General features: G+C 57.9%; 13 protein-coding genes and 1 tRNA gene. 10 read left to right on the top strand and 4 right to left on the bottom strand.

The window, feature by feature from the left end; translation table 11 throughout:
- The first annotated feature begins 353 nt into the window (after positions 1-353).
- The 5 genes from EA797_RS11375 to EA797_RS11355 all read left to right on the top strand — a co-directional run bounded on the left by EA797_RS11375 (position 354) and on the right by EA797_RS11355 (position 4,906).
- Positions 354-2,150 (top strand): glycoside hydrolase family 5 protein, encoded by a 1,797-nt coding sequence (locus EA797_RS11375; protein WP_122165303.1) that lies wholly within the window; start codon positions 354-356, stop codon positions 2,148-2,150.
- A 444-nt stretch (positions 2,151-2,594) separates the two neighbouring features.
- Complete coding sequence (locus EA797_RS11370) at positions 2,595-3,497, top strand: hypothetical protein (RefSeq protein WP_122165302.1); 903 nt, start codon at positions 2,595-2,597, stop codon at positions 3,495-3,497.
- On the top strand, positions 3,494-3,940 hold the full coding sequence (locus tag EA797_RS11365; RefSeq protein ID WP_208644437.1) for a phage holin family protein: 447 nt from the start codon (positions 3,494-3,496) through the stop codon (positions 3,938-3,940). The genes EA797_RS11370 and EA797_RS11365 overlap by 4 nt, the downstream gene beginning before the upstream one ends.
- The gene (locus tag EA797_RS11360) at positions 3,937-4,734 is read left to right on the top strand and encodes a DUF3618 domain-containing protein (RefSeq protein ID WP_122165301.1); all 798 of its coding nucleotides are present in this window, start codon (positions 3,937-3,939) and stop codon (positions 4,732-4,734) included. Before EA797_RS11365 ends, EA797_RS11360 begins: the two co-directional genes overlap by 4 nt.
- 96 nt (positions 4,735-4,830) lie before the next feature.
- A tRNA-Thr gene (locus tag EA797_RS11355) sits at positions 4,831-4,906 on the top strand.
- A gap of 147 nt (positions 4,907-5,053) precedes the next feature.
- On the opposite strand, the gene EA797_RS11350 is transcribed toward EA797_RS11355, so the two are convergent.
- Together EA797_RS11350 and EA797_RS11345 are read right to left on the bottom strand one after the other, a co-directional pair.
- Complete coding sequence (locus tag EA797_RS11350) at positions 5,054-6,295, bottom strand: polysaccharide pyruvyl transferase family protein (RefSeq protein WP_122165300.1); 1,242 nt, start codon at positions 6,293-6,295, stop codon at positions 5,054-5,056.
- Positions 6,292-7,563, bottom strand: a complete 1,272-nt coding sequence (locus EA797_RS11345; protein ID WP_122165299.1) for a lipopolysaccharide biosynthesis protein — start codon at positions 7,561-7,563, stop codon at positions 6,292-6,294. The genes EA797_RS11350 and EA797_RS11345 overlap by 4 nt, the downstream gene beginning before the upstream one ends.
- 346 nt (positions 7,564-7,909) lie before the next feature.
- Between EA797_RS11345 and EA797_RS11340 the strand changes: the two genes are divergently transcribed.
- The 5 genes from EA797_RS11340 to EA797_RS11320 all read left to right on the top strand — a co-directional run bounded on the left by EA797_RS11340 (position 7,910) and on the right by EA797_RS11320 (position 12,127).
- Entirely contained in the window at positions 7,910-8,785 is an 876-nt protein-coding gene (locus EA797_RS11340) for a YihY/virulence factor BrkB family protein (protein ID WP_122165298.1), read from the top strand.
- Between the two features lie 177 nt (positions 8,786-8,962).
- A complete protein-coding gene (gpgS, locus tag EA797_RS11335; protein ID WP_122165297.1) occupies positions 8,963-10,078 on the top strand; it encodes an N-acetylglucosaminyl phosphatidylglycerol synthase in 1,116 nt (371 codons plus the stop codon).
- The gene (gpgD, locus tag EA797_RS11330) at positions 10,071-10,835 is read left to right on the top strand and encodes an N-acetylglucosaminyl phosphatidylglycerol deacetylase (RefSeq protein ID WP_122165296.1); all 765 of its coding nucleotides are present in this window, start codon (positions 10,071-10,073) and stop codon (positions 10,833-10,835) included. The genes gpgS and gpgD overlap by 8 nt, the downstream gene beginning before the upstream one ends.
- The gene (gpgF, locus tag EA797_RS11325; protein WP_122165295.1) at positions 10,832-11,824 is read left to right on the top strand and encodes a glucosaminyl phosphatidylglycerol flippase; all 993 of its coding nucleotides are present in this window, start codon (positions 10,832-10,834) and stop codon (positions 11,822-11,824) included. The genes gpgD and gpgF overlap by 4 nt, the downstream gene beginning before the upstream one ends.
- Positions 11,825-11,935: 111 nt before the next feature.
- Positions 11,936-12,127, top strand: a complete 192-nt coding sequence (locus tag EA797_RS11320; protein WP_122165294.1) for a CsbD family protein — start codon at positions 11,936-11,938, stop codon at positions 12,125-12,127.
- Between the two features lie 61 nt (positions 12,128-12,188).
- Here EA797_RS11320 and fdxA read toward each other — a convergent pair whose 3' ends face one another.
- Both fdxA and mutS read right to left on the bottom strand, forming a co-directional pair.
- Complete coding sequence (gene fdxA / locus EA797_RS11315) at positions 12,189-12,512, bottom strand: ferredoxin FdxA (protein ID WP_122165293.1); 324 nt, start codon at positions 12,510-12,512, stop codon at positions 12,189-12,191.
- A 130-nt stretch (positions 12,513-12,642) separates the two neighbouring features.
- Positions 12,643-15,216 (bottom strand): DNA mismatch repair protein MutS, encoded by a 2,574-nt coding sequence (mutS, locus tag EA797_RS11310; RefSeq protein ID WP_122165292.1) that lies wholly within the window; start codon positions 15,214-15,216, stop codon positions 12,643-12,645.
- Positions 15,217-15,393 lie beyond the last annotated feature (177 nt).

The raw sequence follows: 15,393 nt of genomic DNA, 5'->3' as shown, positions 1-15,393 counted from the left end.
TGACGCTGGAGATATCGTAATCCAGCGAGCTAAGGGGGGTGCGCGTCTATCGGCAGTAATAGCAAAAAGCCACAAACTAATAGCGCATTAATGGCCGGTCAAAAATGTGACGTAGGATTGGCGATCTAAACCCGTCAAATAAATTTTGAGTCTTTTTAGAAACCTATTATAAAGACACCACGCAACGGATTGCCGGGTTCCACCCAAGGTGATCCGGCGTCTTTTGCAACACGGTTCGTCCGGTTGCGCAAAGTCAGTTTTCTGCCCAGTAAGCGCCTGTACGACTCACTACAACTCCCGCCACTTGTTTAAAGGCTTCGGCCTTTTGAAGTATTAAGTTCCGGAGAGACAGAATGTCTATCAAAGTATTTACTGGTGCCCCTAAGGCACTTGTTCGCTCCATCGCGCTTGCTGCTGTATTCAGTGCAGTAACTTTCACAGGTCATGCAGCTGCTTCCACAACAGTAACTGCCTCTACCGCTGCTGCATTTACATCTCCCATTAACAAGTTCACAAGTAGTGAATTCCTTAATGGTGTATGGCGTCGCACTGCTGCGCTGTCCGTACCTGCTACTTCTGCTTCAACTGCCGCATTCAAGCCGGGCGTCCAGATCAAGTTTGCTGATGGTCAGGTCCGCAAGATCACCAGCGTTTACAAAGTTGGCGCTAATCTAAGCATCTATGTAGATGGCGGTCTCCTGGACGGGGACAAGGTCGGCGCGCCGCGCACTGTAAGCACCGTAGTACCGACGGCTGTAGCGCCAAGCGCGCCTGCTGTTACTGCCCCTGTAGTGACTGCACCCGCTGCGCCAAGCAGCACCTACACCGCGTCGATGAACAGTTTCACCAATGCTGATTGGGATAACGGCATCTACCGCAAGGCTGCGGGCTTCTCCATTCCGAAAACCACCACAAACAAAGCTGCCTTCGTGGTCGGGGCTTCGGTGAAGCTGGCTGACGGCCAGGTACGCAAGGTGTCAGCTGTTTACGACGTCGGCGCTCATCTGTCGGTAATGCTCAGCGGTTCAGTTCTCTCGGCCGCCAGCGTTGGCTACCCGAAAACCATCAGTGTTGTCTCCGGCACATCGACCAGCGCTCCAGTTGCAGTAGCACCAACCCCGGCTCCAACCCCTGCACCAACTCCTGCGCCAGCACCTTCGGTTCCGGTTGTCAGCGATGGCAGCGGTATCGATCTGGTTGGCGTTAACTTCGGTTCCGGTGTGTTTGATCCGGGTACCGTTCCAGGCATCTATAACAAAGGCTACACCTACGCTGACGAGTCTTATTACAAGCGTCATGCCGGCCTTGGGTTCAAACTGGTGCGCCTGGGCTTCCTGTGGGAGCGTATTCAGCCCAAGCTTGGCACCGAGCTGGATGCCGCTGAGCTGGCTCGCATCAAGCTGTCGCTTGATCACGCGCAGAAGTACGGCATCAAGGTCATCCTTGATATGCACAACTACTACCGCTACTACGGCAAGGTCATCAACTCGCCAGAAGTACCACGTGAGCAGTTTGCCGAAACCTGGCGCAAGATCGCTGTAGAGGTCTCCAGGCACCCGGCGATGTATGGCTACGGTCTGATGAACGAGCCGTACAACACCGGCAACAATCTCTGGCCGCAAACTGCTCAGGCAGCCGGTCAGGCCATCCGCAAGGTGGATCCGACCAAGTGGATTATGGTTGCAGGTGACCGCTACTCCAGCGCCTTCCACTGGCAGAAGTACAACACCTCACTGATCAACGATCCGTGGATGCGCGATCCGAAGAACAATCTTGTATATGAAGCTCACCAGTATCTGGACTTCGATTATTCGGGTACCTACACCAGGCGCGACGAGACTTATGCTCCGATGCTCGGCGTCGAGCGGGTCAAGCCTTGGGTTGAATGGCTGAAGGCGAACAAGCTGCGCGGTTACCTTGGCGAGCACGGCATTCCAGACTTCTCTCCGTCTGCCGTAGTTGCCACAGACAACCTGCTGGCTTACCTGAACGCCAACTGCATCCCGAGCAGCTACTGGGCAGCGGGTCCTCGCTGGGGTGAGAACATCATGGCACTGGACGTAGCGAGCGGTAAGCACCGTCCACAACTGGCGCCACTGCAAAAGCACGCGGCAGCCAAGAAGACTTGCTCCACCATCGGTCCGCTGTAATCACAGCTACCACTAAAAAGAACGGGCCTAGGGGCCCGTTTTTTTTGCCTTCGATTTAATGCGGCGACAAGCGATGCAGCTCGTCGGGTAAGGCCGGCCCTCGCTAAAGCTGAAAAAAAATCACGCTAACGGTTTTACATACAAGCAGCGCCAAGTCTGCCGTTTCGCTTGTTTTGTGCCGCTTCGCTTAAATGCCTTGGCTATGCGGCTTCGGAGAAGGATCTCACCAAAGTGCCATGATCCGCGGTGTGGAGCAGGGCGCTTATCTTTTCCTCTGGGTTCTAAATTGAGTGCCTTTGCCAGCCCGCAAAAGAATGGAACTCAAAATTTTGCCCCCGGTCACCTTATATGTGCGCACCGAAACACACAGCACGCGGCTCGCCGCTCTTGCTGTGTATTTACGGATTGTGGTCTTCCGGCCAAGCCATATAAAAGGTGAATCAAATGACTACACCCGATGAAGAAATTACTGGTTACGGTGGCCAACCAAAGACCGGCCCCAATTCGGCATCCAATACAACTGGATCGAATTATTCCAATTCAAGTTCGAACATCAACCAATCCGGCAATGTGAACCAAGGTTCTAATACCGGTTCCAGCACCACCGGCCATGCAGCCGAAGATGTCAAAGCCAAGGCTAAAGAAGCGGCCGATCAGGTTAAGACTCAAGGCAAATCTCAGTTGGAAGGCTATCGGGAAACCGCGGCTGATGAAATTGAGCGAGTAGCCCAGAGCGCCAAGGCAGCAGCGGAGCAACTGGAGGGTGATGACCGACTGGGCCTGTCAGGCTACGTGTCGGATATGGCCGAAAACATGGTTCATTTCTCCGAAAGCCTGCGCGGCAAGAGTGTCGATGAGCTTTTCCAAGATGTGAACCGCCTTGCGCGCAACAATCCCGCATTGTTCATCACTGGGAGCATCGCCCTTGGATTCGGGCTTACGCGGTTTGCCCGTGCTTCCAGCAAGCGAGCATCCCAAGGCGACTACGACCGTCACGACACCTCCAGTGGTTTCGCTGGATCCTCAGGTTCTCATGGTACCAGCCAGCATGAACTCAATGACCGGCTGAGTACTGGCCAGTCAGGCAATGTTGGCAGCGTTAGCAACGCGGGCGTTCCGTCCAGCGCGAGCAGTTCCCGTCCCACTACTGGCGCAAGCACTGGCGTTGGAACAGGTATTGGTACTGGTTCGGGTACCGGTGTTGGTTCTGGAATGACCGGCTCGGGTAGCTCCAGCACAGGCGCTAATACCAGTAACGGATTGGGCATCGGCTCGAATCCAGGTTCCGGCTCGGGTTCTACACCCAGCCGCGACGGCAAGGGTACTGACGGAGGACTTTTCCCATGAGCGAAGCACGTAAGACAACGACATCTACCTCGACCACAACGGTCGAGCCTGGGCTTCGTACCGAAACGGACACTTCAGTTGGCGGGTTGCTGAAGCAACTGACCCAGGAAGTGCCTTCCTTGATCACTAAGGAACTGGCTCTGGCAAAGGCCGAGATCAGCGAATCTCTGCGTGCCACCAAGGCTGGCGCGGGTAGCGTAGCGACTGGTGGTGCAGTGCTCCTCGGTGGCTTCATCGTACTGCTGATGTCAGCTGTGTACGGCCTGAGCAATGTCGTTGAGCCCTGGCTCGCGGCCTTGATCGTCGGCGCGGTGGTTGTGGTTATCGGGTTGGTCATGGTGTCTGCCGGCAAGAAGAAGTTCGAGGCTTCTTCATTCAAGCCTGAGCGCACCATTCATTCGGTCAACAAGGATAAAGAAGCAGTCAAGGGGCACACATCATGAGTACACGTAATCAGATTGATGCCGAAGCGCAAAAGGATCCAGCAGAGCTCGAACGCGAGATCGACCAGAAGCGCGCCGAGATTGGCAACATCGTCCATGCTCTGGAGAACAAGCTTTCTCCAGGCGAGTTGATCGACACGGCCCTGGGCTATGTGAAAGGCGGTGGCGGAGAGTTTTTCGGCAACTTGAGTAATACGGTCAAGGCCAATCCGGTGCCAACGCTGCTGACGTCTGTGGGCTTGATTTGGTTGATGGCTGGTCAAAATCGCCAGCCCCATTCAAATGTGACCACGACCCACTACAGTGCCGGTTCCACCGGCCCTTCGATGGGCGAGAAGATTTCCGCCAAGACCGAGGGCCTTAAGCAACAGGGTGCCGGTTTGAAAGAGAAAGCCAGCCAGATGACCCATAACGTTGCCGATTCGCTGGGCAATGCGCGCAGTCGCGCCAGTGACTCCAGCCGTCAGGCGTCTACTCGACTCAAAGGTGGAGCCGAGCGTGCCCGCGGCGGATTCAATCAATTGCTGCAGGAGCAACCTCTTGCGCTCGGAGCAATCGGCATTGCACTCGGTGCGCTGATTGCCGCGGCTGTTCCTCCTTCGCGTCGTGAGGATGAAATGCTGGGCGAGGCCAGCGACCGTATGACCGATCAGCTTCGCCACAAGGCTGAAGAGGGGTATCAGAAGGTTTCTGCCAAGGGTGAAGAGGTGGCACATCAGGTCAAGCAGGACATGAGCAGCGGTGACAGCAATCGCTCGAACACCAGTTCGACAGGCACCTCCGCTGGCGTCTGAGCTTGATTGTTGCTCTGACTTAGCAATTAGTAGCACCCGTTTCGCCGGTTCTGGCTTGAGTCAGAACCGGCGAAATTTCATAATCCGCTCCACGGCGCCGGTGTAGCTCAGTAGGTAGAGCAGCGCATTCGTAATGCGAAGGTCGGGGGTTCGACTCCTCTCACCGGCACCAATAAAAAGGGTTAGCTTTCGGCTAGCCCTTTTTATTGGCGGCAAGGGGGCGGTGTGAGTACTCCGCCGAGGCAAGTGGGCAGGCCTTGCGTACCAAACATGCCTGCATTCCTTGCAGGCATTTCTACGAAAGCACCTAGTGTCGCGGTCAGTTCACCGCTATTCGATCTGGATCCGACGAGTTTGCCGCTGCTGTTTCGTCATTTGCAGGCGCTTCATCGTAAAGCGCAACCATGTGATCGAGATTAGCCCTGACTTGCCCCTTCATCGCCTCGACCACAGCTCTAAGTTCCGCCCGCTGAGCGTCGCCGAATGAGTTGACCAGGTTGGTACCGATCTCGCTGATCTGACGAACCTCTGCAAAGCCACATACCTGTTTCGGCACCCATGTCTCGAGAAAGCTCGACAGCTTGATGACGTTCTGTGGGAGCAGCGCGATCTGCGGAACAGCGTAGGCCAGAGCCGTTATCGCCCCATGCAGGCTAGTGCCGCAGTAGAGCTTGCTGGATGCGATGCAACTGATGATGTCTTCGATATGGCCGCTATCAACGCGATAAGCACGCTCATCACCAAGAAGGCTCTGAAGCTTGTCCAGAGGCTCGTCGTCGGAATGGCCAGGAGCCTTGCCGATGGTCAGCAAAGCAATTTTGAGACCGGTATTGACGTTGAGTTCGGTCAACTGCTGAGCAATCGTCTCGATCCGTCGTTTGGCGTGGTGATCGGAAATATGAAAGACGATATGGCCGCGCTCGGCTGGATCGACCCGCTGCGGGAAGATATCCGAAATCAGAATCGCGCTGTCGGGGACGAGGTTGTGCTCTACATCGATCTTTTCAAGCTCAGCCGATGTCTCGCGGTCTCGCACAGAGACATATGTGCAGTCCTTGAGGTTCTGTTCAATCGCGTCGTGGATCAGCGGTTCCTTGCTGCTGATCTGGTTACCACCCACGCTGTTGTACATCACCTTGTAACCGGGCAGGTCACGTTCGCCGAGAACCAGCGGAACGTCCGAAGGAATGGATGTCAGCATCCGGCTCAGGTAGATGAAAGCCTTGTGGCCGATCAGGTAGGGGGTTGCCTTGATCGGATAGTAGATCGACTGTGGTGCAAGGTAGCCAATGATGCTTTCCCACTGCGCGGTCAGGCATTCACCGCCGGCAACGATGAGCATCGTCTTAGGCTGATCACTTGTTTCGTCCAGCGCCTGCTTCAGCGGAATGGTGGGGAGCGCGCCATACTGCGAAAGATCGGACGTCTTCGTGGCTGCGATCAATACAGAGAAGCGGCCGTTCGCTTCCAGATAACGTTTGAGGACTATTGCGAAGAGCAGGTCGCCATAGTTATGCCGATCGTAGGCTCCGTATGCGATCACCTTGACCTGTTCAGTCATATGGTAGGACTCCTTTCGATATGTTTGAACTGTACGTACAGCAGGGTGTTCTTCAGCGCTAACGCTACGGCCGTTGCAAAACAGGCCCCGTTGACGCCGTAGAGCGGAATCAGGATCAGATTGAGCACGACGTTGATCACACAGGCGGCGATGTTGTTGTGCAGGTAGCGGCGGTGATTGCCGGTCATGGTCATGAAGATGCCGAGCGGTCCGGCGGCCAGGACGAAGAAGTAACCGATGGCGAGGACCAGTAACGGGTAAACGCCCTGCTCGCGATACTCTGGACCGAAAACGGCAAGGATGTACTCGCGCAACAGGCCGATGGCGAGCAGGATCAGCATGGCCAGGGCAAGCATGAAGCGCGAATACTTACGCACGATCGCGAAGGCACCGGCCCGATCATTCTTCGCCCAACGTCTGGAGATGTCTGGCGCGATGGTGCCGTTGATGATGAACAGCAGGGTAGTGGACAACGCGGCGATCTTGGCCGCGACGTAATAGACGCTGACCTCGCTGGCCGAGCGCAGTACACCGAGCAGCAAAGTGTCCGAAAGCTCGATGATGCTGTTCATCACCGCAATGAGCATCAGCGGAACGCAGAGGATTAACATCTCTCGCCAACCCAGTGCAAATTCCATGCTCGAAGCGGGGAGGCTGACGTGAGCGCGCCATATCGAGCCGGTGATCGCCAGGGCAAAGCTGATCGCAAAGCAGATCACCACGTTGGTCAGATCGCTGCCAGTCAGTGCTACGAGCAGGAGCGTCAATGCGGGTTGAAAGGCGGTCTGCCAGAAAAGACCTTCGCTGGTCCTGTTCTTCGCCTTCAAGGTTTCGCTGGAAATGCTCAGGAGCGATAGCCCGAGTGCGGTGACCGCGAAGAGTACTGCGGCGTGCTCGAAATACGCCTGGGTGGTCTTCGAGAAATACACCACCGCAAGGCCGATCAGGAATGCGGGGATGTTCATCAGGGCCGCCAGCCCTAGCGCGCGGTGGAAGTAGCGACGCTGCTGACCTTCGGCCAGCGATGAAATGTTTTTCAGACAGGCTATGTCCAACCCTAACCGTGCCACTAGCGAAAGGAAGATGCCTAGCGCAACGCAGAAGAAGACAGTACCTGCGAGTTCTGGCACCAGCAGTCGGGCCAGCAGAATATTCAGGCCGAGCGTTGCGCCAGCACCGCTCCCTTTGGTCAGAATCAACCTGGCATATTTGAGGATGTCGGACTTCATTCCTGACTGTGGGGCTTCCGTTGCATATGCCGATTTCATTGAGTGCTCCAAGCTGCCGCAAGTAGCGCGGCACAAGCCATGTCTGGCGTATCCAGCGGTGTCGGCCGGCGAGATAGCTCCCTTCGGAAGCTGGCCTATTCCGATTTCCAGATATTGAAGTCGCGAGTTCCTGACCACGACGACGTCAAAAGAGACTTCATCCAGAGCCCTTCAGAGGCAGAAAGTTCCTCATCGGGTGCCGGGCGGGCGAGATCCGGTCACGGCGGCGTAAGCACTTGCGTAGTGGTGCTAACGGGTGCGCGACAGTCGGGTGCGGAGTTGTCGAACTCTTGTAGAGGCTGGTCGTCCCAACTTGAACGGGTTCGATTTATTCAGGGGTAACAAGATGGCATTGCTGGAGACGCGTGGAGTAGGCGCTTTCGAATTGTTGAAACGTACAGTGAAGGAGTTCAGCAATGACGACATGACGACCTATGCCTCGGCGTTGGCCTATCGCGGAATATTTTCGTTGTTTCCTTTTCTGCTGTTCCTCATAGCCATGCTCGGAATGTTGGATCTACAGGAATTCTTCACTTGGTTGCGCGAACAGGTTTCGTTGGTATTGCCGCCCGATGCTCTGGATCTGGTCAATCCGGTAATCGACCAGATGCAGGACCAGAAGAGCGGCGTGCTATCGGTGGGTATTCTTGTCGCGCTCTGGTCCGCTTCCATCGGTGTCCGATCGCTGATGAACGCCATGAACAGGGCATACGATGTAGAGGAAGGCAGGCCTACCTGGAAGTTGATGTTGCTGGCGGTGGCATACACCATCGGTTTAGCCCTCATTCTTCTCGCCACGGCCGGCTTGATGATTACTGGGCCGCAAGTGATGGAGTGGCTCGCCTCGCAGATCGGCTTGAAAGAAATTGTGGTCACGCTCTGGACATGGCTGCGCTGGCCGGTGATCGTGATCCTGATGATGCTGGTGGTCGCACTGATTTATTACGTCACGCCGGACGTCGAGCAGGAGTTTCGCTTCATAACTCCGGGTTCGGTGCTTGCCGTCATTGTGTGGATCGCTGCCTCGATAGCGTTCGGCATCTACGTGCAGAACTTCGGCAACTACGATGCGACCTACGGCAGCATTGGTGCGGTGATCGTGTTGTTGCTGTACTTCTATATATCGGCGGCTGTGTTGCTCTTCGGCGCTGAAATGAACGCGGTGATAGAACATGCCTCAGCCGAAGGCAAGGACGATGGGGACAAGAAGCTGGACGGCTGAGATTCACTGCTGCGGTAGTCGTAACCCTATGTTGCGAACAACGGTGCAAGGCGATGGTCCATTGATTTCATTGCAGAATCTTTCAGGAGCGGGCTTTCCACGGCTTGGGTCGGTGAAACCTTAGCCGACAATCGTTTCCTGAGGCTCTGCATCGAGACCTATTGGAGACGCTTCATCTTGCACATCGCCGACATGACCATGTTCTATGCACCCGCCAGTGGTGGGGTGCGTACTTACCTCGAAGCCAAACACCGCCGCTTGCAGCTGTATGCGGGGGTTCGCCATAGCATCCTGGTACCCGGCGACAGCTACAACCATAGCGGCGGGATCTACCAGATCCCGGCGCCGGCTCTGCCTTTTGGCAAGGGCTATCGATTCCCCGTACGCCGTGCGCCCTGGCGCAATCAGCTGCGCATATTGCGCCCAGATGTAATCGAGGTAGGTGATCCGTACATGACGGCCTGGGCGGCGCTGGATGCCGGGCGGCGGCTAGACGTTCCCGTGATCGGCTTTTATCACTCGGACCTGCCATTGTTGGTCAGCAACCGTATTGGTGGCTGGCTGGGCGGCAACATGAACGGCTACGTCTCGCGCCTCTATAGCAGCTTTGATCGGGTTCTGGCCCCAAGCCGTGTAATGGCGGAAAAGCTGAAGCTACTGGGCGTCGACAATGTGTTCGTTCAACCCCTGGGTGTCGACCTTGAAACGTTTCGGCCGGATCGGCGTGATCCGCAGATTCTTCGCGAACTCGGGCTGGCGGATGACACGCGACTGATGATCTTCGCTGGTAGAGGCTCGCGGGAGAAGAATATCGACGTGCTTCTTGAAACCGCCAGGCTATTGGGCAAGCCGTACCACCTGCTGCTGGTTGGCTCGAGCATGCCGCATCGGATACCAGCAAACGTTTCGGTTATCGATCGCTTCTGCCCTGCGGCAGATGTCGCCCGTTACATGGCCAGCAGCGATGTGCTCCTGCACGCGGGGAATCAGGAGACGTTCGGCCTCGTGGCGCTTGAAGCCATGGCCAGCGGCATTCCGGTGATCGCAGCGCGTGCAGGTGCGCTGCCAGAGCTGGTGCCCTTTCATACCGGCCGCCTCTGCCGTCCGCTCGATGCGCAGGCCATGGCGCAAACCGTGCGCGAACTATTCGAAGACGATCCGCGTTTGCTCGGGGCTCAGGCGCGCCAGCACGTCGAGTCGCATCACGCCTGGGACGCCGTGATCGCGGGCCTGCTGGCGCACTACCATGCAGTGCTTGGCACCGCCGACCTGCCGGTTGCCGTACATGGCTGAGCGCACCTTGATGCTGGTGCTGCATGATGTGGCGCCCGAAACCTGGCCGGACTACGAGGCGTTCGTCGAGGAGGTCGATGCGCTGGGGCAGGTTCCTATTTCCTGGCTGGTGGTGCCCGATTTCCATCGTCGTAATCCGCTCGATGCACATCCGGGATTTCGTCGAATGCTCGACGGGCGTCTGGGGCGAGGTGATGAACTGATTCTGCATGGCTGCTACCACGCTGACGAGGCTCCGGCTCCACGCACGCCGCGCGACTGGTTCATGCGCCGAGTCTTCACGCACGAAGGCGAGTTCTATCCGCTGGGCCGGGATGAATCAGCGCAGCGGCTGGAGCATGGCATGCAGCTGTTCGAGCGTAGTCAATGGCCGCTGCATGGGTTCGTGGCACCGGCCTGGTTGCTTGGCCCCGGAGCGCGGCAGGCGCTGGCAGGCACCAATCTGACCTACACCAGCGACCCGAGTCATTTCTATCTACTGCCCGACTATCAGCCGATAGATGCCCCGGGTCTGGTCTGGAGTGCTCGCAGCGCATGGCGTCGAGGCATGTCACGCGTGGTCAGTGAAAAGATGCTCGCCCGCCACCGACAGGCACCCGTGCTGCGTCTCGGTTTGCACCCTGTCGACATGCGCCACGATTTTTCGCGGCGTTACTGGCTGAGTCTGGTGACTCGCCTGTTGGAAGATGGGCGGCATGCCTCGACCAAGATCGATTGGTTGAAGCGCAACGTATTGGTATCGAGTGCCGCAGCATGAGCGGGCGATGGTGGCTGCTCCTCGGCGCGCTGGTCGTGGCCGGGGCAATCCCGCTGGTGCTGGGTGGCAGTGAGCTGTTCGAGCGCCTGCTGCGATTTCCGTTCTGGCTGCTGCTGACCATGCTGAGCATGATCGTGCTCGGCTGGTATCTCAACGCACTGCGGCTGCGTCTGTTGGTCGGTAGGCGACGGCTGGGGCAGCGGCGTGCACTGGGTGTGGTCATCGCCACGGAATTCGCGATCTGCGCGACACCGGGGGGAGCTGGTGGGCCGCTTACGATGATGGCTTTGCTGCTCCGGCATGGCGTGGCGCCGGCCAAGGGCACGGCGACCTACGCTGTCGAGCAACTGACCGACCTGCTGTTCTTCGCCTGTGCGCTGGTGGGCGTGCTGATCTACGCCGTCACCCATTCGCTTAACGCGTATATCGCTAGCCTGCTCGGGTTCAGTGCTGCGTTGCTGATCGGGCTGATGGTGGTGCTCGCGCTGCTGGGCCGTTTCCACCGTCAGGTATTTCTCCTCAACGGTTGGTTGGTGAGTCGGCTGGGAGTGAAGGGCGCGCGTAAGCGCTCATGGGCTAGAAAAGTGCTGAGCTTCCGCAATGCGCTGCTGGATTGCTTCCGCCTGCCGCGAAAGGTCCTGCTGGGTGTATTCGTGCTCACCACCCTGCACTGGCTGCTGCGCTACAGCGTGCTGTACATGACGCTCCAGGGATTGGGCAGTCAGCTGGCCTGGGCCTGGACCTTTATCGTACAGCTGCTTGCGTTGACCGCCGGGCAGTTGAGCCTGCTGCCGGGCGGTGCGGGCAGTGCCGAGCTGGCTTCAGCCGCGTTGCTGACGCCGTTGGTTGGGAAATCCACCGCGGCCGCAGCGATTCTTATCTGGCGCTTCGTGACCTACTACTTCTATCTGATAGTGGGCGCGCCACTGTTTCTCCATCTGGCCGGGCGCCCACTGTTCGATCGATTGGTCAGGGCGCGAGGACGTTGAACGAGCGCTCTGGAGTGGTACGTCTGACCTACCGTTCCTCGGGAAGACGAAACTAACGCTACCGCCCCCCGGTCAATTTTATGTAACCCATGAAGCCAAGAGGTAAACGCCATGAGCAGTACTGGAGATAAGATGAAAGGCAATCTCAACGAAGCCGCTGGCAAGGCCAAGCAGGGGCTCGGTGAGGCGACTGACAATGAGCGGATGAAGAATGAAGGCCGCGGTCAGGAACTCAAAGGTGACGCCCAGCAGGTGAAAGGCGAAGCCAAAGACACCATCAAAAAAGGCGTCGACCGCGCCTGACATATATATGTCGAATGAAAAATGCCCGCTAATGCGGGCATTTTTTATAGCTGCTGAACGATCAGCGCTCCAGGTGTTGAAGCTTGTCCTTCACACCGTCCCAGTCTTCGGCATCCGGTAGTGCATCCTTTTTCTCCGTGATATTCGGCCAGACTTCAGCCAGATCAGCGTTAAGCTCGATGAACTCCTGCTGATCATCTGGTACTTCATCTTCGGAGAAAATTGCCTGGGCAGGGCATTCCGGCTCGCAGAGTGCGCAGTCGATGCACTCATCCGGATGAATGACCAGAAAGTTCGGGCCTTCGTAGAAGCAGTCCACCGGACAGACTTCCACACAATCGGTGTATTTGCACTTGATGCAGTTGTCGGTGACGACGAAGGTCATTCTAGCTATCTCCTCGGGCGTTTCAGGTGGCGTTGCAATGACGCCCCCGTTCGGCAGGGCTATGGCGACACCAGGCAAATGCCGCCTATATCCAAAAATGCGCGCGATTCTAGCAGCTTTTTAGCGGCAGTCAGACTCGCGTTTTCAGGTTGTATAGCAGGTCCAGTGCTTGTCGCGGCGTCATATCATCGGGATTGATCCGTCCCAATTCCTCGATGACAGGGTGCGGCAGGCTCGCGAACAGGTCGTTTTGCATCGGTGGTGCGGGCTGCCCGGCGGGCATCTTCGGTGTTTCATGGGGCAAGCTGGTGGTTTCCAGCCGCGACAGATGGTCGCGCGCACGCTGAATTACTTCTCCGGGCACGCCTGCAAGCTGCGCCACAGCCAGCCCGTAACTCTGGCTCGCCGGCCCCGGCAGAACGTGATGCAGAAAGACGATGCGCTCGTTGTGCTCGGTAGCCGAGAGGTGAACGTTGGCCACCACTGGCTCGCTTTCCGGCAGTATCGTCAGCTCGAAGTAGTGAGTGGCGAAGAGGGTAAAGGCGCGCAGTTTCGCCAGATGCTCTGCAGCAGCCCAGGCCAGTGACAGACCATCGAAGGTGCTGGTACCGCGTCCAACCTCGTCCATGAGTACCAGGCTGCGATCACTGGCGTTGTGCAGGATGTTGGCGGTTTCGCTCATCTCTACCATGAATGTGGAGCGGCCTCCTGCAAGGTCGTCGGAAGACCCGATGCGCGTGAATATCCTGTCTACCAACGAGAGCTCGCACGCTTTGGCCGGGACGAAGCTGCCGATCTGAGCCAGCAATACGATGAGGGCGGTTTGTCGCATGTAGGTCGACTTACCGCCCATGTTCGGGCCGGTGATTACCAGCATGCGGGTGTCGTCATCGAGATCGAGGTCGTTAGCCACGAAAGGCGTTTGCAGCACCTGCTCGACCACGGGATGGCGGCCCTGCTCGATTTGCATGCAGGGATGATCGACGAAGCGGGGCCGGTTGAGGTCCAGAGTCAGCGCGCGTTCGGCAAGGTTGCTGAGCACATCCAGCTCGGCCAGGGCCGCTGCGCTGTCCTGCAGCGGCGCCAGATGCCCGATCAGGCGCTCTAGCAGCTCCTCGTAAAGCTGTTTTTCTCGTGCCAGGGCGCGACTCTTGGCCGATAGCGCCTTGTCTTCGAATTCTTTCAGCTCCGGGGTGATGAAGCGCTCGGCACCTTTGAGCGTCTGCCGGCGGATGTAGTCAGCGGGAGCGGACTCGGCCTGCTTGCTTGGCAACTCGATGAAGTAGCCATGGACACGGTTGTAGCCGACCTTGAGGTTGGCGAGGCCGGTGCGGGCCTTTTCCCGTGTCTCCAGATCCATCAGGTACTGGCCAGCGTTCTCGGACAGCGACTGAAGTTCGTCCAGTTCGGCGTCGTAGCCGGCTTTCAGCACGCCGCCTTCGCGGATCACCGCGGGCGGATTGTCGATGATCGCCTTCGCAAGCAGTTCGGCCAGCTCGGGATAGCTACGGATCGTGGCGGCCAGTGCGATGAGGTGAGGCGCTACCAGTTCCTGCATTCCGACCTGTAGTTGGGGCAGGGCGGCTAGGGCGTCACGCAGTCGTGCGAGGTCTCGCGGGCGCGCGTTGCGCAGTCCGATCCGCGCCAATATGCGCTCGAGGTCGCCAATTTCCTTTAACTGCGGCTGGATCTGCTCGAAGCGGTAATGCTCGAGCAGGCAGGTGATGGAATCCTGCCGTGCCTCGAGAATGTCGCGGTCACGTAATGGGCGGTTGAGCCAGCGACTGAGCAGCCGGCTGCCCATGGCCGTCTGGCATCGGTCGACGACCGACTGCAAGGTGTTCTCTCGTCCACCGCCAAGGTTGATGTCCAGCTCCAGGTTGCGCCGGGTGGCGCCGTCGAGGATCACCGTATCGTCGAGACGTTCATGGCGCAGGCTACGCAGGTGATGCAGGGCAGTGCGCTGGGTCTCCTTGGCATAAGTCAGCAGGCAGCCGGCGGCGCCAATGGCCAGGGTCAGCTTCTCGCAGCCGAAGCCTTTCAGATCCTGGGTGCCGAACTGCTGGCAAAGCCCTTTGAACGCGCTGTCTCGGTCGAAATCCCAGGGCGCACGCCGGCGCACGCCGCGGCGTTTCTCAAGTGGAAGCCCGGCAGGCCAGTCATCGGGGATCATCAGTTCGGCCGGGTTCAGGCGCTCGACTTCAGCCAGCAGTGTTTCCCAGCCGCCGAATTCCTGCACGCTGAATCGGCCACTGGTGATATCCAGCACCGACAGACCGAACAGCTTTTCATCACCCACCACGGCGGCGAGCAGATTGTCGCGGTGCTCATCCAGCAAGGCTTCATCACTCACCGTCCCGGGCGTGATGATGCGCACGACCTGACGCTCCACAGGGCCTTTGCTGGTCGCCGGATCACCGATCTGCTCGCAGATCACCACCGACTCGCCAAGCTTCACCAGTCGGCTGAGGTAGCCTTCGGCAGAGTGAAAGGGTATCCCTGCCATGGGAATCGCGTTGCCACCTGACTGGCCGCGCGCAGTCAGCGTGATGTCCAGCAGCTTTGCGGCCTTCTTCGCATCGTCATAGAACAGCTCATAGAAATCTCCCATGCGGTAGAACATCAGTTGTTCCGGATGCTCGCGCTTGAGCTTCCAGTACTGCTGCATCATGGGCGTGTGATGGGACAGGTCTTGTGACGACATATGGCTCGATACTTGAACTTGAGTTGATTGCGGGTGGTAATTGCCATGGCATGGGTCGATGGCGCCCTGGCGCGACCCTAAGGCAGACCACGCTTTGCGGGCTGAATAAAATCGGCAAGGTTAGCACGCGCGGCGGTGCTATCGATGCCGCATGCATGCGTACGGCATTGCCGCCGG

It is taken from the genome of Stutzerimonas zhaodongensis (genome assembly GCF_003696365.1).
GTDB lineage: Bacteria > Pseudomonadota > Gammaproteobacteria > Pseudomonadales > Pseudomonadaceae > Stutzerimonas > Stutzerimonas zhaodongensis.
The sequence above is the reverse complement of the archived record's forward strand: the minus strand, read 5'-3'. Positions and strand labels throughout refer to the sequence as shown.